The organism is Seonamhaeicola algicola, from assembly GCF_007997385.1.
GTDB classification, from domain to species: Bacteria; Bacteroidota; Bacteroidia; order Flavobacteriales; family Flavobacteriaceae; genus Seonamhaeicola; species Seonamhaeicola algicola.
On the sequence record NZ_VOSC01000025.1, the window covers coordinates 188,670 to 215,116 of the forward strand.

The 26,447-nt window shown below is 33.1% G+C and carries 16 protein-coding genes; 13 read left to right on the forward strand and 3 right to left on the reverse strand.

What is annotated here, in order from left to right:
* Nucleotides 1-10 precede the first annotated feature (10 nt).
* Nucleotides 11-2,929 carry a SusC/RagA family TonB-linked outer membrane protein gene (locus tag FUA26_RS09540; protein WP_147135003.1) on the reverse strand — a complete coding sequence of 973 codons (2,919 nt, stop codon included), beginning with the start codon at nucleotides 2,927-2,929 and terminating at the stop codon, nucleotides 11-13.
* 248 nt (nucleotides 2,930-3,177) lie between these two features.
* Here FUA26_RS09540 and FUA26_RS09545 point away from each other — a divergent pair, with 248 nt between their 5' ends.
* The 9 genes from FUA26_RS09545 (at nucleotide 3,178) to FUA26_RS09585 (ending at nucleotide 18,154) form a co-directional block, all read left to right on the forward strand.
* Entirely contained in the window at nucleotides 3,178-4,251 is a 1,074-nt protein-coding gene (locus FUA26_RS09545) for a LacI family DNA-binding transcriptional regulator (RefSeq protein ID WP_147135006.1), read from the forward strand.
* Between the two features lie 133 nt (nucleotides 4,252-4,384).
* Nucleotides 4,385-5,761 (forward strand): MFS transporter, encoded by a 1,377-nt coding sequence (locus FUA26_RS09550; RefSeq protein WP_147135009.1) that lies wholly within the window; start codon nucleotides 4,385-4,387, stop codon nucleotides 5,759-5,761.
* Nucleotides 5,754-6,413 (forward strand): beta-phosphoglucomutase, encoded by a 660-nt coding sequence (pgmB, locus tag FUA26_RS09555; RefSeq protein ID WP_147135012.1) that lies wholly within the window; start codon nucleotides 5,754-5,756, stop codon nucleotides 6,411-6,413. Before FUA26_RS09550 ends, pgmB begins: the two co-directional genes overlap by 8 nt.
* Nucleotides 6,414-6,420: 7 nt before the next feature.
* A complete protein-coding gene (locus tag FUA26_RS09560) occupies nucleotides 6,421-8,730 on the forward strand; it encodes a glycoside hydrolase family 65 protein (RefSeq protein ID WP_147135015.1) in 2,310 nt (769 codons plus the stop codon).
* Between the two features lie 15 nt (nucleotides 8,731-8,745).
* Nucleotides 8,746-10,860 carry a glycoside hydrolase family 97 protein gene (locus FUA26_RS09565; protein ID WP_147135018.1) on the forward strand — a complete coding sequence of 705 codons (2,115 nt, stop codon included), beginning with the start codon at nucleotides 8,746-8,748 and terminating at the stop codon, nucleotides 10,858-10,860.
* Between the two features lie 2 nt (nucleotides 10,861-10,862).
* Nucleotides 10,863-12,803 (forward strand): glycoside hydrolase family 13 protein, encoded by a 1,941-nt coding sequence (locus FUA26_RS09570; protein WP_246109117.1) that lies wholly within the window; start codon nucleotides 10,863-10,865, stop codon nucleotides 12,801-12,803.
* A 2-nt stretch (nucleotides 12,804-12,805) separates the two neighbouring features.
* Complete coding sequence (locus FUA26_RS09575; RefSeq protein WP_147135021.1) at nucleotides 12,806-13,762, forward strand: alpha/beta hydrolase; 957 nt, start codon at nucleotides 12,806-12,808, stop codon at nucleotides 13,760-13,762.
* A 19-nt stretch (nucleotides 13,763-13,781) separates the two neighbouring features.
* Nucleotides 13,782-15,656: an alpha-amylase family glycosyl hydrolase gene (locus tag FUA26_RS09580; RefSeq protein WP_147135024.1), complete on the forward strand. Its 1,875-nt coding sequence runs from the start codon at nucleotides 13,782-13,784 to the stop codon at nucleotides 15,654-15,656.
* A 119-nt stretch (nucleotides 15,657-15,775) separates the two neighbouring features.
* Nucleotides 15,776-18,154 carry a GAF domain-containing protein gene (locus tag FUA26_RS09585; protein ID WP_147135027.1) on the forward strand — a complete coding sequence of 793 codons (2,379 nt, stop codon included), beginning with the start codon at nucleotides 15,776-15,778 and terminating at the stop codon, nucleotides 18,152-18,154.
* Here the strand turns inward: FUA26_RS09585 and FUA26_RS09590 are convergent.
* Entirely contained in the window at nucleotides 18,151-19,431 is a 1,281-nt protein-coding gene (locus FUA26_RS09590; RefSeq protein WP_147135030.1) for a Pycsar system effector family protein, read from the reverse strand. The genes FUA26_RS09585 and FUA26_RS09590 overlap by 4 nt on opposite strands.
* Nucleotides 19,432-19,571: 140 nt before the next feature.
* On the opposite strand from FUA26_RS09590, the gene msrB reads away from it, so the two are divergent.
* Genes msrB through FUA26_RS09610 form a run of 4 tightly spaced genes read left to right on the forward strand, consistent with a single transcriptional unit; the run spans nucleotide 19,572 to nucleotide 25,536 of the window.
* Nucleotides 19,572-20,021 (forward strand): peptide-methionine (R)-S-oxide reductase MsrB, encoded by a 450-nt coding sequence (gene msrB, locus FUA26_RS09595; RefSeq protein ID WP_147135032.1) that lies wholly within the window; start codon nucleotides 19,572-19,574, stop codon nucleotides 20,019-20,021.
* Nucleotide 20,022: 1 nt separating this feature from the next.
* Nucleotides 20,023-20,559 carry a peptide-methionine (S)-S-oxide reductase MsrA gene (msrA, locus tag FUA26_RS09600; RefSeq protein ID WP_147135035.1) on the forward strand — a complete coding sequence of 179 codons (537 nt, stop codon included), beginning with the start codon at nucleotides 20,023-20,025 and terminating at the stop codon, nucleotides 20,557-20,559.
* 10 nt (nucleotides 20,560-20,569) lie between these two features.
* Complete coding sequence (locus FUA26_RS09605) at nucleotides 20,570-21,793, forward strand: bifunctional alpha/beta hydrolase/OsmC family protein (protein WP_147135038.1); 1,224 nt, start codon at nucleotides 20,570-20,572, stop codon at nucleotides 21,791-21,793.
* 35 nt (nucleotides 21,794-21,828) lie between these two features.
* Complete coding sequence (locus FUA26_RS09610) at nucleotides 21,829-25,536, forward strand: metallophosphoesterase (RefSeq protein WP_147135041.1); 3,708 nt, start codon at nucleotides 21,829-21,831, stop codon at nucleotides 25,534-25,536.
* On the opposite strand, the gene FUA26_RS09615 is transcribed toward FUA26_RS09610, so the two are convergent.
* The gene (locus FUA26_RS09615; protein WP_147135044.1) at nucleotides 25,533-26,345 is read right to left on the reverse strand and encodes a hypothetical protein; all 813 of its coding nucleotides are present in this window, start codon (nucleotides 26,343-26,345) and stop codon (nucleotides 25,533-25,535) included. The two genes, FUA26_RS09610 and FUA26_RS09615, sit on opposite strands and share 4 nt — an antisense overlap.
* Nucleotides 26,346-26,447 lie beyond the last annotated feature (102 nt).

Genomic DNA, 26,447 nt, shown 5'->3' on the forward strand with positions numbered 1-26,447 from the left:
GTTAATTTTTTTAAAATTTAAAATTAGCTCCAGCCAAAATGGTTCTTGGTCTTGGGTAAATTAAGTTGTCTATACCTGGGTCTGTTCCTGTAACTTCAGGGTCTAAGCCAGTGTAGTTTGTAATAACAAATACATTTTGTACACCACCCCAAAGTCTAATACTTTTTAGTTTTTTAGAAATGTTGTTGAATGTGTAGCCTAATGTAATGTTGTCCATTTTTAAGAATGAAGCATCTTCTAAATATAAATCTGAAGTAATAACATCTGAAGTTCGTTGGAAATTAGTGTTAAGCACAGAAGTTGGTACATTACCTAAAACAGCATTGTCTTGTAATTGACCTAATTGTGCTCTAGATGAGTTTACGTTGTTGTATACATAGTTGCCTAAGTTGGCACGCATGTTAAAAGATAAATCGAAGTTTTTGTAGTTAATGTTAGATTGGAAACCTAAAATAACATCGGCACCTGGGTTTTCTTTAATGTAGCGGTCATCATCATTAATAACATTATCACCGTTAAGATCTGCATAAGCCCCTTCAATTGGGTTTCCTGCAGTATCATAAAGTTGTTTGTAAACGCTAAATGAATTGGGCGCTTCGCCAATTCTGTGCATTTGAATGTTATTACCTGTACCGCCCGCAATACCACCGGTTCTTACGTCTTGCCCTAAGGCTAAATCTGTAATTTCTCTATCTAAAAATGTAGCGTTAAAGTTTACGTTTACATTAAAATCTTCTTGTTTAACAACATCGGCATTTAAAGAAAACTCTAAACCTTGTATGCGTAACTCACCAATGTTTTGAATAACGTTGTTTGAAAAGTTTGCGCCATCGGCCACAGATGCTTCAAATAATAAATCTTTTGAGTTTTTTTGGAAAACGTTTAATGATCCTGATAACTTATTGTCAAATAAACCATAATCTACACCAAATTCAAAAGTAGTTGTTTCTTCCCATTTTAAATCTGGATTAATTTCAGAAGCAATTAAAGACTGAATAACAGTGTTACCAAATTGGTATTGTGAGTTAGGGTTACCACCACGGTAGCGGTTTAAAAAGATATCTTTTTGAGATACTTCTTGTTGCCCTGTTATACCATAACCAGCTCTTAACTTTAAGTTTGAAATAACGTTTGAGTTTTTTAAGAAATCTTCATCGCTAATATTCCAAGCTAAGGCAGCTGCAGGGAAATTACCCCAACGGTTTTCTTCGCTAAATCTTGATGATCCATCACGTCTGTAAGTAAGTGTTAATAAGTACTTATCGGCAAAGGTTAAGTTAGCTCTACCAAAAAAGCCAATTAAAACCACGTTAGGATCTGCGTAAGTATCTGGCGCACTGTTTGGGTCTAATCGGTTCCCTGTATTATTACCTTTAAAAGTGAATTTTTGATATGAGTAACCAGCAGTAAACTCAGAGCGTACTTTATTAAACTCTTTTGAGTAGTTTAAATAACCATCAAATAACTCGTTGGTTCTTTTTTCAAATCTATCAAAAACATTACCTCTAACATCATCATTAGTAGCTACTAAGGCAGATGTTCTTTGTATTTCTTTTGTTTCAGTTTCATCATAACCAATATTTAAAACAGCTTTTAGCTCTGGTAAGAAATGAAATTTATAATCTAAATTTAAATTACCGTAAGCTCTGTTTGAATCACCTTGGTTATTAGTTTGTAATAATGATGCTACTGGGTTTGTCGTACCATTTAAAAGAGTGTTTCCGTTACGGTGTTGATAAAAACCACCAAACGGCGATGTTGGGTCATACACTGGTTGTGTTGGGTCATAGCGTAAAGCTGCACCAATTTGCCCAGAGTCTGCAAAACGGTTATCTTCAAATGATAAGTTTGCGTTTAAGTTAATTTTTAAATGATCATCAAAAAGGCTTGGGTTTAAGGCTAAGCCTAAATTTCTACGTTCAAATTCAGAAGTTGTAATTGCGCCTTCTTGATTTGTTATTCCGAAAGAAAATCTAGTAGGAATGGCTTTAAATAAAGATCCTTGTAAAGATAAATTATGCTGAGAAGAAACAGTGTTTCTAAAAATTTCGTCTTGCCAATTTGTGTTAGCGTTACCTAATAACGTTTCATCTAAGTTTGAACCATTTATAGGTTGCGATGCTACTAAACTTCTAAAATCGTTAGCGCTAAAAACGTTAATTCTGTCGGTTAATTCGCCAAAGCTATATTGCGAATCTAAAGTAGCGCTAAAAGTAGATTTGCCTTTTTTGGTTACAATAATAATAACACCATTTGCTGCTCTAGAACCATAAATAGCTGTAGCAGAAGCATCTTTTAATACCGAGAAAGAGTCAATGTCATTGGGGTTAATACTAGCCAAAATACCACGAGACCCACGGTTAGAGTCGTTAGTAATTGGTAAACCATCAATAATAATTAACGGATCATTTGATGCGTTAATAGAAGAGCCACCACGAATTCTAATTTGAGACCCTGATCCAGGAGCACCACTAGTATTAATACTAACACCAGAAATTCTACCACTTAAAAGGTTTTCAGGCGTTACTATATTACCTCTTGTGAAATCTTCTGAGGTTATGGCTTCAACTGAGCCTGTGGCATCTTTTTTGGTTGTAGAACCGTAACCTATTACCACAATTTCATCAAGTAATGCGGCGTCTTCGGCCATTTCAACATTTATTGTTGATTGTCCTGTAAAAGGAATTTCTATTGGTAAGTAGCCAACATAAGAGAATACTAAAACATCGCCTTTTTTGGCTTGTAATTGGTATTGCCCGTCAAAATCTGTTGATGTACCTGTTGTAGAATTTTTAATTACAACATTTACCCCTGGAAGCGGAATGGCTGTTGATTTTTCAGTTACTGTTCCTTTAACAATATTTTGTGCAAATAAACTTATTGGCACAAAAAACAAAAAAAGGAGTAACCCATTCATTGTTGTTTTCATACAATAATTTTTAAATTAATGTCTTTTAGTTAGTCTTGAGTATATTTTCACTTCTCGAGAATAAAACTATGTAAAGAAATTGTAAACAAATAATTTATAATTACGAAATATTCATCGAAAACGTTTTCGTGTTAACAACTTTTTATTTTAAAGGCTTTATTTTGCTTATTTCATATATTTTGATTGTTGTTAACATGTTGTTTTTGTGTACCTTTACTTTAACAACTAAATTGTACTTTTTACACTAAATGAAAAGAAAAATTACACTAAAACAAATAGCAAAAGAGTTAGATGTATCAGTTTCCACAGTTTCAAAAGCGTTGAGTGATAGCAAAGAAATTAGCGAAGATACTAAGCAAAAAATACAAGCTTTCGCAAAATTATACAACTACAGGCCAAATAACATTGCTTTAAGTTTAAAAAACCGAAAAACAAAAACTATAGGTATTTTAATACCAGAAATTGTTCATCACTTTTTTTCTACGGTAATTCGTGGTATTGAGCGTGTAGCTAACAGGCGTGGTTATAATGTAATTGTTGGGCTTTCTAACGAGTCGTTTACCAAAGAAATTATAAACATGGAAATGCTTGCTGGCGGTAGTATAGATGGGTTTATTCTCTCTATTTCAAAAGAAACAATGCTTAAGCAAGATTATCATCATTTTAACGCTACTATAGATCAAGGAATTCCAATTGTTATGTTTGATAGAGTTGTTGATGAGGTAGATTGCGATAAAGTAATTGTAGATGATTTTAAAGGTGCTGTTAAAGCTACAGAAAAACTTATTGTAAACAAATGCAAAAATATAGCGCTTATAACAACCATGGATTATATAAGCGTTGGAAGGTTAAGAACACAAGGGTATTTAGAGGCTTTAAAGAGTAATAATATTGAGGCAAACCCTAACTTAATTTTAAAAATTGATGATACGTTAGATGTTGAAAATCATATTGAAGTTTTAGAAAATGAAATTGAACAATTTTTTAAAACCAATCCTAAAATTGATGGTTTGTTTGCTGTAAATGAGTTGTATGCAGTTACAGCCATGAAAGTTGCCCGAAAATTAGGTTTAAGTATTCCAGAAGATATGCAAGTTATTGGTTTTACAGATGGTGTTTTGTCTAAACACGCTACGCCAAGTTTAACAACGGTAAGCCAACATGGACAAAAAATAGGAGAGCAATCGGCCAATTTATTAATAGATAGATTAGAGGCTATGGATTATGATAAGCCCTCGTATTTGGCTAATAATGAGCCTAAAAAAGATTTTATAAAGTTGGTGATTGAAACAGAAATCATTGAAAGAGAATCTACTAAATAATTTTTTTTTGTAATAGTTTAAAAACTTTTACATATCTTTGAGCCAAATTCAAAACTTATATTTTCACTTCTCACATAAGTTTTGATAAGTACATATCGCTTATCAAATAGTATTAATTTAAACATACTATTTAATGGAAAAGCGTAAGTTAAGTTTCTGGGAAATTTGGAATATGAGTTTCGGTTTCTTAGGAATACAATTTGGTTTCGCACTACAAGGAGGCTTTATGTCTCGCATTTTTCAAACATTAGGAGCTAATCATGATGATATCCCATTACTCTGGATTGCTGCACCTTTAACAGGTTTGCTAGTTCAGCCTATTGTTGGGTATTTAAGTGACAGAACGTGGCATTCTAAACTTGGTAGACGCAGACCATACTTTTTAATTGGAGCTGTTTTAAGTTCAATAGCTTTATTTTTTGTACCGCATTCGCCTGCATTATGGGTAGCCGCAGGGTTTTTATGGGTGTTAGATGCGTCTATAAACATATCTATGGAGCCTTTTAGAGCATTGGTGGCCGATAAGTTGCCAGAATCACAAAGGTCGTACGGTTTTGTTGTGCAAACTTTAATAATTGGTATTGGTACTTGGGTGGCTAGTAATTTACCATGGATGGTGTCGCAACTTGGTTATAGCGATGCGGCTCCACAAGGCGTTGTTCCTATGTCAGTTAAAGTAGCCTTTGCTATTGGCGGCTTTGTTTTTCTATTAAGTGTATTGTACACCATTTTTACTACAAGCGAATATCCTCCAGAAGACCTAAAAGCATTTCAAAAGGAAAAAGAACAAAAAGGTAGATTCATAAAAGATATTACTGAAAATATTGGAAAAATGCCAAAAACAATGAAACGTCTTGGTGTTATTCAGTTTTTTTCATGGTTTGCTTTTTTTACCATGTGGAGTTTAGCTAATCCTGCATTAACAGAGCATGTATTTAATGCGCCTGCACCCGTTGAAGCTAATTTTAACATGGAAAATATAACTGAAAAAGAAGCCTTCAATGTGGCTAATACGGCGTTTCAAAAGGCGTCTAATTTAGTAGGGTCTGCAATGGGTATTTACGGGTTGTCATCTATGGCTTTTGCCTTGTTGTTAACCTTTTACACATCAAAACGAACAATAAACCGTAAATACGTACACATGGTATCACTCATGTTAGGTGGTTTAGGGTTTATATTAATGTATTTTATAAATAATCCCGATCACTTAAAATATTGCTTTGTACTTATTGGTATTTCATGGGGCAGCATATTATCTATGCCTTATGCCATGTTATCAAGCTCTGTAGACCCCAAAAAAATGGGCATGTTTATGGGCATATTTAACATGTTTATAGTTATACCACAAATTATAGCAGCTTTGGGTGGAATAAATTTTATTTCAGGATTATTAGGTGAAGAAGCAATAAATGCAATGCTAGTTGCAGGAATGAGTTTAATTGTAGCAGGTTTATGTAACTTTTTAATAATCAATAAATCTGCCATATCATATCAAACACAAAATGAGTAATATAGGTGTAATATTCGATTTAGATGGCGTTATAGTAGATACTGCCAAATACCACTTTTTAGCTTGGAAAAAATTAGCCGATAGTTTAGGTTTTGAGTTTACCGAAACCCATAATGAGCTTTTAAAGGGCGTAAGTAGAGTACGTTCTTTAGAAATTCTTTTAGAGGTTGGTAACAAAACCATTACTGAAGCACAAAAACAAGCCTTTTTGGTAAGTAAAAATGAAGATTATTTAGAGTTTATTACAAAAATGACAGCAGATGAAATTCTACCTGGTGTGAATAAACTACTAAACTATTTAGATGAAGCAGGCATAAAATACGTATTAGGTTCTGCAAGTAAAAACGCACCATTAATTTTAAAGCAAGTTGGCTTGTACAACAGGTTTGCAGCTATTGTAGATGGTAATAGTGTAACTAAAGCAAAGCCAGATCCTGAGGTGTTTTTATTAGGTGCCGAAAAAATGCATATAAAACCAGAGCATTGTGTGGTTTTTGAAGATGCCATTGCTGGTATTGAAGCCGCTAAAAATGCAGGTATGTTTGCTATAGGTGTGGGCGATAAGAAAACACTACATAAAGCAGATTATAACGTAAACAACTTAACTGAAATTTCAGAACGTTTTTTTGAAACGTTAATGACATTAAATTGAAAGAAAAATGAATCAAGATTATATAAAACCAAATAGCTGGTCTATCATAGAAGAAGGTTTTGATGCTAGTAGAGTAGAGGCTTCAGAAAGTTTGTTTAGTATTGGTAACGGCGCCATGGGGCAACGTGCTAATTTTGAAGAAAGCTATTCGGGGCAAACCTTCCAAGGTAGTTATATTGCTGGTGTTTATTATCCAGATAAAACCCGTGTAGGCTGGTGGAAAAACGGCTATCCAGAGTATTTTGCAAAAGTGTTAAATGCACCAAATTGGATAGGGATAGGTGTTGAAATTAATGGTGAAACTCTAGATTTAAATACTTGTACTAACATTGAAGGTTTTAAACGCGAGTTAAACATGAAAGAGGGCTGGTTAGCTAGATCGTTTACGGCAACCATGCCAAACAACATAAAAGTAAAGGTAGAAAGTCTTCGCTTTTTAAGTTTATCAATAGACGAATTAGGTGCTATTAAATATAATGTTACACCTTTAAATGCCGATGTTGAGGTTGTTTTTAAACCTTATTTAGATAATGGTATTACAAATAAAGATACCAATTGGGATGATACCTTTTGGGATGTTTTAAACGTAAGCAGTCAAGGTGAACAAGCATTTATTGAGGCAAGAACCATGAAAACAGATTTTCATGTGTGTACCTTCATGCAGTCTCAAATTAGTGTAAACGAAAAAGTATTAAACGTAGCACCTTCACTTACAACCGAAACAAATAAAATTACATTTTTATATAAGCTCAATGTAAAGCAAGGCGAAACCTGCACTATAAACAAATACGCAGGATATACAGTAGATAGAAATCACGATAAAAAGGCCTTAATTTCAGCTGCAAAACAAGTTTTAGAGAAGGCACAAACTTTAGGTTTCAATACGCTTTTAAACGACCAAAAGGCGGCTTGGGCCAACATATGGGAACGTGCCGATATTACTATTAGCGGCGATGTAAAAGCACAACAGGGTATTCGTTTTAATATTTTTCAATTAAACCAAACGTATTTAGGTACAGATTCTAGATTAAATATTGGGCCTAAAGGGTTTACAGGTGAAAAATATGGCGGAAGCACTTACTGGGATACCGAAGCCTATTGCATACCCTTTTACATGGCAACTAAAGATCAAAGTGTTGCAAAAACTTTACTTGAATACAGATACAATCATTTAGATAGAGCTATTGAAAATGCTGAAAAATTAGGTTTCAAAAATGGCGCAGCATTATACCCAATGGTAACCATGAATGGTGAGGAATGCCACAACGAATGGGAAATTACTTTTGAAGAAATTCACCGTAACGGGGCCATAGCTTTTGCTATTTATAATTACCATCGTTACACGGGAGACTACAGTTATATTCCAGAAAAAGGATTGGAAGTTTTAATTGGTATTGCTCGTTTTTGGCATCAACGTGCTAATTTTTCAAACGAAAAAAATAAATACGTTATTCTAGGGGTAACAGGGCCAAATGAATACGAAAACAACGTAAACAACAATTGGTATACTAACTATTTGGCGCAATGGTGTATTAATTATACGCTAGAAAATTTAGATATTGTAGACTCAAAATACAACGATGATTTTGTAAGAATTGCAGAAAAAGTAAAACTTACAAAATCTGAAATTGCCTTATGGAAAGCAGTTGCAGATAATATGTATTTTCCATATTCAGAGAAACATAATGTATTTTTACAACAAGATGGTTTTCTAGATAAAGAATTAATTACTGTAAATAATTTACCAAAAGAAGAACGCCCCATAAACCAACATTGGTCTTGGGATAAAATTTTACGTTCGCCTTACATAAAACAGGCCGATGTATTACAAGGGTTTTACTTTTTTGAAGATAAGTTTTCTACAGAAGATTTACAGCGTCATTTCGATTTTTACGAGCCTTATACAGTACACGAAAGCTCTCTTTCGCCATGTGTTCATAGTATTCAAGCTGCAAAATTAGGCAGAATGGAACAAGCTTACACTTTCTATTTAAGAACCTCAAGGTTAGATCTAGATGATTATAATAAAGAAGTTCATGAAGGCTTACATATTACAAGTATGGCGGGCACATGGATGAGCATTGTTGAAGGTTTTGGTGGTATGCGTGTAAAAGATAATACGCTTCATTTTGAGCCAAAAATTCCAGAACAATGGGAAGCATTTTCGTTTAAAGTGAATTTTAGAAATCACATTATAAAAGTGAATGTTACACAAACCGAAACCAGTTTCGAAATGGTAAACGGTAACGCACTCAATATTTGTGTAAATGGCAAACCACAAATGGTAAAACCAAAGGCACTACAAACCTCAAACTAAATAAAAATTTTCGTAATGAAACAAATAGCAATTTTAGTAACACTCTTTTTTGTAGCTACAATAGCCCTAAATGCACAAGAGCTAAAATCGCCTAACGGTAAATTAGTTATGACTTTTAGCATGCAAGATAATGGCGTGCCTACTTACATGTTAACTTACAACAATAAAGCGGTTATTAAACAAAGTACATTAGGTTTAGAGTTAAAAGATGATGAAAAATCTTTGTTAAATGACTTTAAAGTTGTTACAACAAATACATCAACATATAGCAATACTTGGCAACCAGTTTGGGGTGAGCAAAAAGAAATTTTAAATAACTATAACGAGTTAGCTGTAATCTTAAAACAAAACGAAACCAATAGAAAAATGACTCTGCGTTTTAGGTTGTTTAACGATGGTTTAGGTTTTCGTTACGAATTTCCTGAGCAAACCGAATTGGTATATTTTGTAATAAAAGAAGAGCGTACACAATTTGCTATGGCAGGTAATCATACAGCGTTTTGGTTACCCGGAGATTACGATTCTCAAGAGTATGATTACACCGAAAGTAAATTATCTGAAATCCGCGGGCTTTTTGATACAGCTGTAACACATAACGCATCACAAGAACAATTCTCTAAAACAGGTGTTCAAACCTCTTTAATGATGAAATCTGATGATGGTTTATACATCAATTTACACGAAGCTGCATTAATTAATTATTCGTGTATGCACTTGGAGCTAGATGATGAAAACTTAATTTTTGAATCACACTTAACACCCGATGCTCAGGGTAATAAAGGCTATTTACAAGCACCGTGTACTTCGCCCTGGCGAACCGTAATGGTTAGTAGTGGTGCTCGCGAAATTTTAGCATCAAAATTAACCTTAAATTTAAATGAACCATGTGCTATTGAAGATACATCATGGATTAAACCTGTAAAATATATGGGTGTTTGGTGGGAAATGATTACCGGAAAAAGCAGTTGGGCATATACAGACGATTTGCCTGCGGTTCAATTAGGAATTACAGATTATACCAAAGTTAAACCCAATGGAAAACATGCAGCTAATAATGAGAATGTAAAACGTTATATCGATTTTGCTTCTGAACATGGTTTTGACGGTTTATTAGTTGAAGGTTGGAATGAAGGTTGGGAAGATTGGTTTGGTAAATCTAAAGATTATGTGTTCGATTTTGTAACACCATATCCAGATTTTGATGTTGAAGAACTTCACGCTTATGCCAAGTCTAAAAACGTAACAATGATTATGCATCATGAAACCTCTGGTTCTACAAGAAATTATGAGCGCCATATGGATAAAGCTTATCAATTTATGAAAGATAATGGTTACGATGCCGTAAAAAGTGGTTATGTTGGCAATATTTTACCGCGCGGAGAGCGCCACTATGGCCAGTGGGCTGTTAATCATTATCAATATGCCATTGAAAAAGCGGCCGATTATCAAATTATGGTAAATGCGCACGAAGCGGTAAGGCCAACAGGAGTTTGCAGAACATATCCCAATTTAATTGGTAACGAATCAGCAAGAGGTACAGAGTTTCAGGCTTTTGGAGGTTCTAAACCAAACCATGTTACGGTATTGCCTTTTACACGTTTAATTGGTGGCCCAATGGATTATACACCGGGTATTTTTGAAATGGATATTAGTAAGCTAAACCCTAATAATAATTCGCACGTAAATAGCACTATTGCAAATCAATTAGCACTGTACGTTACTATGTATAGTCCCTTACAAATGGCAGCCGATTTACCAGAAAACTACCAACGTTTTATGGATGCTTTTCAGTTTATAAAAGATGTTGCCGTAGATTGGGATAAAAGTATATATTTAGAAGCAGAACCTGGGCAATATATTACGGTAGCACGTAAAGAAAAAGGAGGGGATAGTTGGTTTGTTGGCAATGTAAATGGTATGAATACCAGAACATCTTCTATAAAATTAAACTTTTTAGATAAAGATAAAAAGTACAAGGCTACTATTTATGCCGATGCTAAAGATGCGCACTATAAAACCAATCCACAGGCATATAAAATTTCAACAAAAAAGGTAACACATAAAAGTAAATTAGCGTTACAGTCAGTTCCTGGAGGCGGCTACGCAATTAGTATTACAGAAATAAAATAATTATGATGCAACCACTAAAACTAAACACATTAAAATTAGTACTTTTCACGTTAACTATTTTTGCTTTATCTTGTAAAAACAACGTTGAAAACGCTGTTGCAAAAGCACCAGTAATTGATGTTGAAAAACACGATATTGAACGAATTGAACCCTTAAATTGGTGGGTTGGCTTTAAAAACAATGCTTTGCAGTTGTTGGTAAAGCATCCTAATATTTCTAATGCAACACCTCATGTTTCGTATCCGGGTGTGTCTATAAAAAAGATACACAAAGCAGATAGCCCAAATTACTTGTTTATAGATTTAATTATTGAAGACAATATACCAGCAGGTAAATTCAATATCGTATTTACCGAAGCTAATAAAACCGATTTAGTGTACACCTACGAATTAAAAGAACGCACCAAAGCAGCCGAAGATTTTGTAGGTTTTAATAGTAGTGATGCAGTGTATTTAATAACGCCCGATAGGTTTGCAAATGGTAATACCACCAACGATGTAAACACACAATTATTAGAAAAAACTGTTGATAGAACCAATGATTATGGTAGGCATGGTGGCGATATAGCTGGTATTACTAAGCATTTAGATTATATTGATGATATGGGTTTTACTGCCATTTGGCCTTGCCCATTATTAACTAATAATATGCCTAGTTCTTCATATCATGGGTATGCAATGACAAATTTTTATCAGGTAGATCCGCGTTTTGGTACTTTAGATGAATACATCAATCTTTCTAAAAAGGCACAAGAACGTGGCATGAAATTAATTATGGATCAAGTAGCAAATCACTGCGGTTCAGAGCACTGGTGGATGAAGGATTTGCCGTTTAAAAACTGGTTAAATCAGCAAGATACGTATTTAAAAAACAAAGAAAATCTATTCAATTCTAACCACCGAAGAACAGCCAATCAAGATATATACGCTTCTAAAAGTGATAAAGCAATGATGAGTGAAGGGTGGTTTGTACCAACAATGCCAGATTTAAATCAGAAAAATCCTTTTTTAGCAACTTATTTAATTCAAAATAGTATTTGGTGGGTAGAAACTTTAGAGCTTGGTGGTATTCGTCAAGATACATACCCATATCCTGATAAAGATTTTATGAGTGATTGGGCAGGAGCCATCATGCATGAGTATCCTAATTTTAATATTGTTGGTGAAGAATGGAGCTACAACCCATTACTAATTGCCTATTGGCAAGACGGTCACAAAAATAACGATGGTTACGATTCTAACTTAAAATCGACCATGGATTTTGCAATGCAAGCCAAAATAACCGAAGCATTACGTGAAGAAGAATCTTGGGATGGAGGTTTAGTTAAAATTTATGAAGCACTTGCTAACGATTTTGCTTATGCAAGGCCTCATGATATTATGGTATTTAATGATAACCATGATATGAGCAGAATTTTTACCCAATTAAAAGGCGATGTTACCAATACAAAAATGGCGTTAAGTACTATTTTAACATTACCACGCACACCACAAATTTACTACGGTACCGAAATTTTAATGAACGATTTTGATAAACCTGGAGATCACGGTTTGCTTAGAGGAGATTTCCCTGGAGGATGGGATAATGATACTGTTAATGCATTTACTGGCGAAGGTTTAACCGATGCTCAAAAAGATATGCAAAAGTACCTTAAAACACTTTTAAATTTTAGAAAAAACAGTAAAGCTATTCATAAAGGTAAAACCATTCATTTTGCACCTAAAAATGGAGTTTACGTACTTTTTAGAATTTTTGAAAACGAAGTTGTAATGCATGTATTAAATAAAAATGAAGGCAAAACAACTCTTAATTTAGAAAGGTTTGAAGAAATAGGATTGCAAGGTAAAACACTCAAAAATATAATGTCTAACCAAACGTTTGTTTGGAATGACGTGTTAGAATTAAACCAAAAAGGAAGTTTCATTTTTTTATATAGGTTATAATTATGTATAGATTAATAGCATTTGTGGGCTTCCTTTTACTTTTTAGCGCTTGTAAAAATGAACCTAAACAAACAACTCAAATTAAGCGCATAAACCCAGTTAAAATAACTGAAAATATTAGTGGTGGTTTTTTAGAGCGTTATACCAATTTTAAAACCGATTTTATCAAACCAAGAACGGTTGATGTTTGGTTGCCTAATAATTATTCAACAAATAAAAAATATGCAGTATTATATATGCACGATGGGCAAATGTTATTTGATAGCACAACCACATGGAATAAGCAAGAATGGAAGGTTGATGAGTGGGCAAGTAAGCTTCAAAATGAAGCCTTAACGCAAGATTTTATTGTTGTAGCAATTCATAATATTGCTGAAATAAGATGGCAAGATTTATTTCCAGAAAAAGCCTTTTCAAATTTAAATAAGGAAGAGAAAACCTTGATTTCAACTCAGAAAAATGAAATTAAGCAAACCAGCAATTTGTCTGGTGATAATTATTTGAAGTTCTTAGTAAAAGAGCTAAAGCCTTTTATAGATAGCCAATACGCAACGTTACCAAGCAAGGAGCATACATTTGTAGCAGGCTCTAGTATGGGTGGTTTAATGAGTATGTATGCTATTTGCGAATACCCAGAGGTTTTTGGTGGAGCTGCATGCATGTCTACACATTGGCCAGGAGCTGCGCCAATAGACAACAACCCATTACCTAAAGCTATTTTTACATATGTGAAAAATAATGTGCCTAATGCAAAAAATCATAAATTATATTTTGATTACGGAACCGAAACCCTAGATGCTCATTATCCGCAATACGCTTCTACCGTAGATAGTATTTTTTTAAATAACGGTTATACAGCTTCAAACTATAAAAATTTAAAATTTGAAGGGACAGACCATAGTGAAAATTCATGGAATAAACGCTTAAACGAGCCACTAACATTTCTGCTAAAAAAATAAATTTCAATAATAAATACTTATGAAAAAAGTAGTATTTTTAGTATGTTTATTGTCGTTTTTGTTTATTGTTTGTTGCAAAAATGATAAAGCAGAATTATCCAAAAAAAACATAGTATTGAAAGAAAAATATGTTGTTTATCAAGTGTTTACAAGGCTTTTTGGAAACACAAACACTACAAATAAACCTTGGGGTACTATACAAGAAAACGGTGTTGGTAAGTTTAACGATTTTACTAATAAAGCACTAAAAGAAATAAAAAAATTAGGCGTTACGCATATTTGGTACACAGGAGTGCCGCATCACAATGTTATTACAGATTATACCGCTTTTGGTATTACTAACGATGATCCTGATGTGGTTAAAGGAAGAGCCGGCTCACCTTACGCGGTTAAAGATTATTATAATGTAAACCCAGATTTAGCAGTTAATGTTGAAAATAGGTTAGAAGAATTTAAAGCTTTGATAGAGCGCACGCACAATGCTGGTTTAAAACTTATTATTGATATTGTGCCCAACCACGTTGCCCGAAATTATAAAAGTCTTACAAACCCTGAAGGTGTTAAAGATTTTGGAGCTGATGATGATAAAACGGTAACGTATCACGTAAATAATAACTTTTATTATAATCCAGACGAGTCTTTTAAAGTGCCAAATTGGGAAAATGGTTATTCGCCTCTAGGTGATTATACACATCCGTTAGAAGATGGTTATTTTGATGAGCAACCTGCAAAATGGACAGGTAACGGGTCTAGGTTATCACAGCCTAAAATGAACGATTGGTATGAAACTGTTAAAGTTAATTATGGTATAAAACCTGATGGAAGTAAAGATTTTGATACACTTCCGCAAGGTTTCGATGCTAAAAGTTATAAAGCGCATTTTCAGTTTTGGCAAGATAAAACGGTGCCTAATTCGTGGGTTAAATTTAAAGATATTGCTTTGTATTGGACGTGTATGGGCGTTGATGGTTTTAGGTTTGATATGGCAGAAATGGTGCCCGTTGCGTTTTGGAGTTATATGAATTCGCATATAAAAACCGAAAATCCTGATGCTTTTTTATTGGCAGAAGTTTACAACCCAAAGTTGTACAGAGATTACATAAAAAAGGGAAAAATGGATTATTTGTACGATAAGGTACAGTTATACGATACCATTAAGCATATTATGCAAGGGCATGGAAAAACAGATAATATTCCGCCAATACAAGACAGTTTAAAGGATATTGAGCACCACATGCTTCATTTTTTAGAAAACCATGACGAGCAACGTATTGCAAGTGCTGAATTTGCTGGAAATGCAGAAAAAGGTAAGCCAGCAATGGTGGTTTCGGCAACCATAAGTACTGCACCAACAATGGTGTATTTTGCGCAAGAAGTTGGTGAAGATGGTAGCGAAAATGCAGGTTTTGGGCAACCATCAAGAACTTCAATTTTCGATTACATTGGAGTTCCAGCGTACCAACGTTGGGTAAATAATAAACAATTTGATGGCGGCCAGCTTACCCAAAATGAAAAAAGCCTAAGAGATTTCTACAAGCGCTTGTTAAACCTTACTGTATCAAATTCTGCTTTGGCAGGTAATTATGAAGATATTCATGTTTACAATAGGAAACATACTGAAAATTATTCTGATAAAGTGTTATCATATTTACGATGGAGTAACGAACAAACCTTATTAATAGTAACAAATTTTGATGCAAAAAACGCATCAGAATTCAACTTAAAGATTCCTAAAAGTAGTATTGAAGCACTAGGGCTTAAAAATGGAAATTATAAAATGCATGATATTTTATATAATAATTACAAAACATCTTTAAAAATTGAAAATTTTCAAGGAGAATTAGCACTCCATATTAAACCCTTGGAATCCTTTATTTTAAAACTTCAAAATTAAACCAAAACGCATTTCAAAATAAAATATTGCCTAAAAAGTGTAACTTTTTTAATGTTATGATGTCTTGTATTTAACGACTAAGTTAAATATTTGTAAATTTGCAGCACAAGACGCTTAACATGATAAATATAAATGACAACATAGAATCTCCCTTAATTCTAAAGGTGAGCTTTAATAAGCTACTTCAGTATTATGAAGACTTGCTAAAGCATGATGATGAGTTTGTTGTGGCAAAAGCTAAACGTGTTTTAAGTACAGCAAAATCTTACCCTGTATTGCGTGAGGGCTTTACTGAAACCAAAATTTTAGAAGAAAGAAAAAAAGAAATAGGCATAATTTTACAAGATTCTTTTAGCCCTCTTCTAACAAAAAACGAAATAAAAACAGCATCGGTACCATTTCATGATTTAATTTTTAATAAATCTGAAAGGTTTGAAAATATTATAAAAACAGCGGGTAGTAGTTTTGAACTTCAAATAAAAAATATGCCCGAAGATTACCGATATATTATAGCGTGTACAATAATTTTAAATTTCTGTTATGGCTATGATATAAATTTTAAGCGTCCGTTTTACTACGAAATTCCTGATGCTAATGGTATTATGCGTTATTATAAAATAATGTACAATGCAGATTTTTGTGAAATTAAACCAACAGGAACAGGACCTAAAATTACACAAGAAGATTATGATGAATTACTTGATAATTTTGATAATTTAGAGCTTTGGAAAGAAAAATTTCCACCCAATAGTTATCTTTTTGAAGGCTTTGTAATTTCTAACATTTTTGATATTACAGATGACCAATCTATATCAAACATAAAATCTACATTAATTAGAGATGACGGAAATAAAGATGAAAGTTTCATGGAAAGCTTTTATGAAATATTCCGTTCATTATTAGGTATTAAAGATATTAAAGTAGGTTTTTCAATTTATAATGAAGAAGAAAACAGTTTTGAGCATGTTTATGGTGTTAAAGCTAGTAGTTATTTGTTAGGTAATATTGAAAAAGAAAATTGTAAAACCACACTTTGCAACTGGTCTTATGACCGAATAATAAACGAGCATAAAAACGTTTCGGTATCTGATATTGAAAAGCTTTATAAAAAATCTGAGGGTCAATTACCACACATAAAAAAACTACATGACCAAGGTATAAAAAGTGCCATTTTTGCACCTATAGCAAATGAAAACGGCCTTATGGGAGTTATTGAAATTGTATCAAATAAACCCAAAGTTTTAAACAGTATTAATGCCAACAAATTGGTAGATATAATGCCGTACATAGTATCTGCGGTAGAGCGTTCAAAAACTGAAGAAGAAAACTTAATTGAAGCTGTAATACAAAAAGAATGTACATCTATACACCCAAGTGTACATTGGCGTTTTGCAAAGGAAGCAAAAGAGTTTATTAAAAAAGACATGTTAGGTCAACAAGCAAGGTTTAAAAAAATTGCTTTTGATGGTGTGTACCCACTTTATGGGCAAATTGATGTTAAAGGATCGTCTGATGCTAGAAATCATGCAACTCAAAAAGACCTGGCACTACAATTAACACTTGTAGATAAAATTCTTGATGTTATACCGGCTAATGAAAAATTACCAGTTTATGAGCAGCTTAAGTTTGAAATAGCATCTTTTGATAAAGCTATTAAAACCGATTTTAAAGTTGATACAGAGCAACAATTAACACGTTTCTTTAAAGAAGAAATAGAGCCTTTATTTATTTTCTTTTTAGAAAAAAAGAATTTTGCTAAAGAAGAAATAGAAGATTATTTCAGTAAAGTAGATACCAATCTTGGTGTAATTTATTATTACAGAAAAAATTACGATGATACCATTGCTTTAATAAACAAAAACATGTCTGCATTACTTGATGAGAAACAAGTGGAGGCACAAAACATGTATCCGCACTTTTTTGAGCGTTTTAAAACCGATGGCGTAGAGCATAACATGTACATTGGCGAGTCTATTACAAAAGAAGATAGTTTTAATACTATTTATTTGTACAACTTAAGACTATGGCAATTACAGGTAATGTATGAAATGGAAAACAGCTTTTACCAAAACCAAAGCGAATACCCAATTGGTTTAGATGTAGCATCAATGATTTTGGTATTTAACCAACCATTATCTATTAGGTTTAGAATGGATGAAAAACAGTTTGATGTAGATGGTACTTATAATGCGCGCTATGAAGTAGTAAAAAAACGTGTTGATAAGGCCTTTATAAAAGGTACAGATGAACGTGTTACTGCCAAAGGGAAAATGACTATTATTTACTCGCAAAAAGAAGATGAGGTTGAGTATTTAAAATACATTAGTTTTATGCAATCTAAAAACCTATTTGCAAATGATGTTGAAATAGTTGAGTTAGAAGATTTGCAGGGTGTAACAGGTTTAAAAGCTATTAGAGTTAGCATGAATTACCAAAAGCGTGAAAATGAAAACACGTTTTATTCATACGATGATTTAATGAATGAAATTAAGGCTTAAATTAATTTATAAGCCTTAATTTTATTAAAGTTTTTTTGGTAATTAGAGTTTATTAAAGTTTCACTAGCGCCTTCAGGTAAAACATCTTTAAGTTCTGCGTTATTTGTTTTCAAAGCAACACCAAATGACAGTACAGATACAATCATACCTATCATAAAAATAGTATAAGTAATACGTAAAATACGGTATTTACGTTCTAAAACCTTACCTAAAAAATACAAATCTTTAGTTAATGAGCTGTAAACATAATCTTTGTCTTTTATAAGTTCTCTTACGGCCCAATCATATTCTTCTAAACTCATTTTATGAAAGTTTCCAAAAAACGTAAGATTTACATTTTTGTTGGCTACATCTTCTTTAGTAAACTCGCCACTTGTAATGTTAGGGCGTGTGGCAATAATTGATAAAACCATAGAAATAACACACGATAACGTAAATATAGCTGTAGGCCAAACCAAATAAGGGTTGCTGTCTAATTTTGAAATTAAATTAGCCAAAACCAATGAAATAATAATAGCATTAACAGATAGTAAAATATTGGCTTTAGTATCTGCAATATCACTAAGTTTAATGTGGTTTCTTAACGCTACGCGATAAAAGGTTTGAATGCCACGTTCCGGACTTTCATTTTTGTACTGTGCTTTGTATTTGGCTTTTATTTCTTCGGTTTTTAATTTTGTTTTACGCTTTTTCTTAGATTTTATAAGGTTAGCTAAGTTTTTTTCTTTTCTAGGTTGCCAGTTTTTTAAAGCGTAATCGGTGTAAAACTCATGTTTTTCAGTAAGTACCGTTATGTTTTCGTTTTCCCATTCAATTGGTGAATAATCGGCAATACCTTGTAGTTCAAATTCTTTACGTAAAAACTCACTAGCTTCATCAAAATATTTTTTTCCAAAGTGAGAAGCATCGGCATCACGTATAATTTTGTCTAATTCTGTTTTTGGAGAATCTTTAAATTTAGTAGCCATTATACACGCATTAACTGCTGTAATTACTTTTTCATCAGTACCTTGTTCTGTTAAAAATTTAGTAGCTATTTTAACACTTTCTTCCTCGTGGTCATCTCTTGTTTTTGTATAACCTGTATCATGTAATAAGGCTGCAAGTTCAAGTATTTCAGCATCTTTATCACTCACATCGGTGTTTTCAATAATTTCTCTAGTGCTTCTTAAAACACGTTCTGTGTGCGTGTAGTTATGGTATAAAAAACTTTGATCTAATTCGTTTTTTAACAAATCAAATACAAATTTTTCGGTCTTTTCAATTAATTTCGACATAAAAACAAGTTGAATTTTAACCACAAAGTACTAAAATTTATGTGTAATTTTTGAACTTTATGAATAAAGATTTTGTTTGTAAGAATTACACGTAATAAACGACTATTTATTAATTGAATTGTAAAGAAAAATTATTTTAAATGCTTACCTGGAAAGATATTATAAGTTATAGTGTTAACGGAAACCCTAAACCTAACAAGCGTGTTGAAAAAACAGAGACCGAATGGCAACAACAACTAACAGCAGAACAATACCGAATTACACGCTTAAAAGGTACTGAGCGCCCGCATAGTGGTGCACTTTGTACAACTCATGATGCGGGTAAATATAATTGTGTTTGTTGTAATGAGCCTTTGTTTGATTCTACCATAAAATTTAGCTCGGGTACGGGTTGGCCAAGTTTTACGCAACCAATAGCTGAAAATGCTATTAAATATGAAAAAGACACATCATATGGTATGGTGCGCGTTGAGGTTATGTGTAATGCTTGCGATGCGCATTTAGGACATGTTTTTCCTGATGGGCCAGAACCTAGTGGCTTGCGTTACTGTATAAATTCAGAATCTATGCAACTAGAAAAAGCTATTTAATATGAGTAAGAATATACAAATTGCTACAGTTGGTGGTGGCTGCTTTTGGTGTACAGAGGCTGTTTTTCAAGAGGTGAAAGGTGTAATAGCTGTGGTTTCAGGTTATTCTGGAGGCACTGTGCCAGGGCATCCTACGTACAGAGAAATATGTTCTGGGTTAACTGGGCACGCCGAAGTTGTACAAATAACTTTTGATGCTAATATTATTTCTTTTGAAGAAATTTTATTAATTTTTATGACCACACATAATCCTACAACTTTAAATAAACAAGGGGCCGATGTAGGTACACAATACCGTTCTGTTATTTTTTACCATAATGATGTTCAAAAAGATATTGCACAAAATGTAATTAATAAAGTAGCGCCGTATTATAATGATTCTATTGTAACTGAAGTAACAGCTTTAGAAACATTTTATAATGCCGAAGATTATCATCAAAACTACTATAAAAACAATCCAGATCAAGGGTATTGCAGTTTTGTAATAGCACCAAAGCTTGCAAAATTTAGGCAATTATATACCGATAAGCTCAAATAATTAATAACAAATGAATAATACAAAACTTGAAATAGATAACAGCAAAGGCCAAAAACTTAGGGCGTATTTAGAATTGCCAGCAAACCAAAAGCCTAATAATTATGCTGTATTTGCACACTGTTTTACCTGTTCAAGTTCATTAAATGCTGTAAAAAATATTAGCAGATCACTAACAACCCATGGTTTTGCTGTTTTAAGGTTTGATTTTACGGGGCTTGGGCGTAGTGAAGGTATGTTTGCTGATAGTCATTTTTCAGCAAACGTAGAAGATTTAGTGTCTGTAAACAATTACCTAAAAACACATTACAAGGCACCGTCACTTTTTGTTGGCCACTCATTAGGTGGTGCAGCAGTATTGGTTGCGGCTTCAAAACTTGAAAATGTAAAAGCAGTAGCAACTATTGGTGCACCTTCTTCTGTATCGCACGTAAAACACTTGTTTTCTCATGGTATTGATGAAGTTAAACAAAAAGGTGAAGTAACCGTGAATATTGGAGGCAGGCCTTTTAAAATTGATAATGCGTTTGTTGAAGATTTTGATAAAACTAATTTACCACAAATTGTTAAAAACTTAAGAAAACCGCTCTTGATAATGCATGCGCCTTTTGATGCTATTGTGGGTGTTAATAATGCACAAGCGCTTTATGAATATGCCCATCACCCTAAAAGTTTTATAAGTTTAGACGGAGCAGACCATTTATTGAGTAGTGATAATGACAGCATTTACGTTGGCGATGTTATTGGTAGCTGGGTAAAACGTTATTTTCCTTTTGAAAACAATGAAATACTTGATATAAAAGGGCAACAGGTTGTAGGTTATTTAAATATTTTAGAAAACAATTTCACAACAACTATTCAAACAAAAAAACATAGTTTGGTTGCCGATGAACCTGAAGATGTTGGGGGCAATAATTTTGGGCCATCGCCATATGAATTGTTAAGCGCCAGTTTAATTGCTTGTACAGCTATGACGCTAAAAATGTATGCCGAAAGAAAACAATGGAATTTACAAGAGGTTTTTGTGTATACTAATCATTCAAAAAAACATAGTGATGATTTAAATATTGAAACTGATACACCTAAGTATTTAGATTTTATAACCAAACGTATAAAACTCATTGGTAATTTAACACAACAGCAAAAAGAGCGCTTAATAGAAATAGCATCAAAATGCCCAGTGCATAAAACCTTAAGTAATGGAGTTGTGTTTAAAACAGAGCATATTCCAGATTAAATTGCCTATTTTTGTTTCATAAAAATCCCTCGTTAATGGTAGTCAGGTCACAATATATTTTCACCGTAGTTATATGCTTTTTTTTAAGTGCATGTTCAACCTACAGTCCGCAATACGCAACACCAAATAAAAACCAACCTAAAACACCATCACAAAGCATAGATAAAACGTTTTATTTAATTGGAGATGCTGGTATATCTCCTCAAAACGGAATGTCTAAAGCCTTAACTGCTTTTAATAAGCATATTGAAGGTAGAAAAACCAAAGGTGATTATACCTTGTTTTTAGGCGATAATATTTACCCTGCAGGTTTACCAAACAAAGAAGATAAGTATAGGCCAACGGCCGAAAATGCGTTAAATGCTCAAGCAAAATCTGTAAGTAATTTTAAAGGCGAAACTATTTTTATACCAGGAAATCATGATTGGTATGCAAACGGGTTAAAAGGATTAAAACGTCAAGAAAAATACATTGAAAACGCTTTAGGTAAAAACACATTTCAGCCTGAAAATGGTTGTCCTTTAGAAAGTATTGATGTTAGTGAAACCATTCAATTAATAATAATTGATACACAATGGTATTTAGAAAACTGGAATTCACATCCAACCATAAATGATAAATGTGAAATTAAAACTAGAGACCGTTTTTTTGAAGAAATAGAAGGCGAACTCAAAAAAGCACAAAACAAAACAACCGTGTTTGCAATGCACCACCCAATGTATACTAATGGTACGCATGGTGGTAAATACCCGCTATCAAAGCATATATTTCCATTTCAACAAAAAATACCATTGCCAGTTATAGGTTCGTTTATAACACAGTTACGTACACAGGGAGGTGTTTCAATTCAAGACCGCTATAATGAACGCTATCATGAGCTTATGAGCCGTTTAGAAACCTTAACCTTAGGCGCTGAAAATGTTGTGTTTGTATCGGGGCATGAGCACACACTGCAGTATATTGAAAAAGGTAGTATAAAACAAATAGTATCTGGTTCAGGTGCAAAAGAATCGCCAGTAGCTTTGGGTAAAGATGGGCTTTTTTCATACGGTAAACAAGGTTTTGTAGAACTTAATATATTTAAAAACGGTAGTAGTTGGGTAAAATATTATGGTGCTGAAAATGGAGAGCCTACATTACTTTTTGAAAAAGAAATTTTTCCTGTAGCCCAAAATTTTGATGTTTCAACATTGCCAGATACATTTCCGCAAGAGGTTGAAGTTTCAATTTATAAAAAAGAAGAAACTGATGTTTCAGGATTTTTTGAGTCTGTTTGGGGTGAGCATTATCGTGATGTTTACAGTACCAAAATTAAAGCAAAAGTTGTAACGCTAGATACCCTTTATGGTGGCTTAGAAGTTGTAAGAAAAGGCGGTGGCCACCAAACACGTTCTTTGCGTTTAAAAACTAAAGATGGTAGAGAATTAAATATGCGTGCGCTTAGAAAAAGTGCAACACAATATTTGCAAACCGTACTTTTTAAAGATAATTATATACAAGAAGAATTTGAAAAAACAGCTATTGAAGAGTTGATTTTTGATTTTTACACAGCAGCACATCCGTATGCTTTTACCGTGGTGCCAGATTTGTCAAATGCCGCTAAAATATTTCACACAAACCCTAAATTGTATTTTGTGCCCAAGCATAAACATTTAGGCAAATATAACGCAGAGTACGGTGGTGAGTTGTATATGATTGAAGAAAGACCTGAAGATAATTACGAAGGCAAGCGTAACTTTGGTTATGCTGATGATATTGAAAGCACGCATGATATTATTGAAAAAGTGCGTAAAGACGAGAAATATAAAATAGCTGAAAATGAGTTTATAAGAGCGCGTTTGTTTGATATGCTAATTGGTGATTGGGATAGGCACCAAGACCAATGGCGTTGGGCACAGTTTGATCAGTCTAATGGCGATAAATTTTACCATCCAATACCAAGAGATAGAGATCAAGTATTTTCAAATTTTGATGGTGCATTGCTAGATGTTATGAAATTTATTTCAGGCTCAACCAAACAACTTCAGGTATATGATGCTGAGCTAAAAGATATTAAATGGATGAATAGTGCGGGCATAAAGCTAGACCGTGTACTTATTCAGCAGGCAAATAAAGAGGTGTGGTTAAAACAGGCTGAGTTTCTTCAAAAACACATAACAGATGATGTAATAAACAAAGCATTTACAAAAGTGCCTAAAGCAGCACAAGATGAAACTTTAGCCGATATTAAAACTAAACTAAAAGGCAGGCTTAATAACTTACAAAACATAGCAACCCGCTATTATAATTACTTAAACGAGTTGGTTATTTTAACAGGAACAGATAAAGATGATTATATAGAAGTTATTAGAACCGGCAACAAAGAAACTCGCGTAATTATTTCTAGAATTATTGATGGTGAAAAAGGCGAGGTTATTGTTGATAGAACGTTTAATAGAGATATAACCAAAGAAATTTGGATTTATGGTTTAGATGATAAAGATGTTTTTGAAACATCAGGAAAAGCAAATAATCCAATTTTTACACGTTTAATTGGCGGACAAGAAAATGATACATACATAATTAAAAACGGAAGGCGCATAAAAGTGTATGACCATGAAAGTAAACCAAATACAATTAAAGAAAACAAAGGTGCAACCATTAGATTAACTGATGTTTATAACCTTAATTTATTCAATTTCAACAAAAATATTGTTAACACAAGTGTTATTACACCAGCTATTGGTTTTAATCCTGATGACGGATTTTTACTTGGGCTTCAGTACGTAAGAACCAAAAAAGGTTTTCAACGTAATCCGTTTTCGCAACAACATAAGTTTAAGGGCGGTTACTACTTTGCAACTAGTGGTTTTTCATTAAATTATGATGGGGAAATTGCTAATATAATGAACGATTGGAATTTACACGTTGGTGCCAAATTTACAAGTGCAAATTTTACAAATAACTTTTTTGGTTACGGAAATGAAACCGTAAATAATGATGATGATTTAGACCTAGATTATAACCGTGTTAAAACAGGTATTTATGGCGTTAAAGTTGGTATTGTGAAAAAAGGAAACTTTGGAAGCGATTACGGCTTTAGGGCAATTTTAGAAGGTGTTGAAATTGAAGATTCTCCCAACCGTTTTATCACAGATTTTATGCCCACAACAAACGAAGAATTTTACAAAACTAGGTTTTTTGGTGGTTTAGAAGCTCAATTTAATTACGAAAGTTTTGATGATAAAATAAACCCTAAAAAAGGGATGGCTTTTATGATACAAGTTGGTGGTAAAACAGAGTTTAAAGAAACCAAAAACACATATGGTTACTTAAACTCAAACTTAGGGTTTTACAATGCATTAACAACAAATAAAAAACTAGTTTTAAAAACCGACGCCCGCACACAAATACGTGTTGGAGACGATTTAATTTTTTACCAAGCAGCTAATATTGGAGGTAATAATGGATTAAGAGGTTTTAGAACTGAACGCTTTACAGGAAAAAATGCCTTTGTTGGTAGTGCAGATTTACGCTACAGTTTCAACTCATTTAAAACAAGTTTTTTACCAATGCAAATTGGTGTTTTTGGTGGGTTTGATATAGGTAGAGTATGGTTGAAAGGTGATTTTTCAGACAAATGGCATAATGATTACGGTGGCGGTTTTTGGGTAACAGCAGCCGAAAGCTTATCTGGTACGTTTAACTTTTTTAATAGTACCGAAGGCTTACGTTTTTCATTTGGGTTTGGCTTAAACTTCTAATTTAAACTAAACGTATAAATATTACCGCCAGTACTGTTTTTTTGCTCGTCAGAAATAACTACCGTATTGTTGTTGGTAAAACAAATACCTTCTTTTTGCGAGTTATGTTTAAAGGCATGAGCAGTAATATCACCGTTAAAAAAATTATCACCTTTAAAGTTTGTTAATTTCCAAAGTTTATCATGGTTCAATAGCACTACAGTTTTTCTATCTGGGCTTATAGCAGCCGATGTTACTTTGTTGTCTTTACCGTCATCAAGTTTAAATTCTGTAATAAGTTCTGCTGTGTGTTTACCAATGCTATTAGGTACTTTAAGTAAAACGTTTTTTTTGTTGTCTTTACTAAAAATATAAAAGGCGTTGTTAAGTAAAAAGAAGGCTTCAAAATCTTCAGATTTTACACCTTTTGGCATTTTAAAATCAATAATGTCGGCGTTGGTTTCATCGGTTTTATTGGCAATGTTGCTTATTTTGTATATGGTAAATGTTTTTCGCTTTTTACTATTATTACCAAAATCACCAATGTAAATATTACCCATTGTATCAGATGTTAAATCTTCCCAATCATCATTTTTTGCATTATCAACATCAATATCTTTAATTATATTTCCTTTTAAATCTAAGCCATAAATATTGTTTTTGTTTCCGGCGTCTTCAATAGTCCATAGTAAATCTGAGCCTTTAACAAGTTCAATTGCAGAGGCTTCTTTAAGTTCAGAATCTATACTTGCTACAAGGTTTAAATTACCTGTTTTACATGCGCTTAACAGTAATGTTGAAAATATAATGGTTTTGTGAATAATGTTCATAATAGTATGTTTTCTTCCGCAGAAAATATAAGTATTTTGCAATGCTTAAAAAAAATATAACACTTAAATTAGTGCTAAAATTTAATAGGCAAAATAAACGAA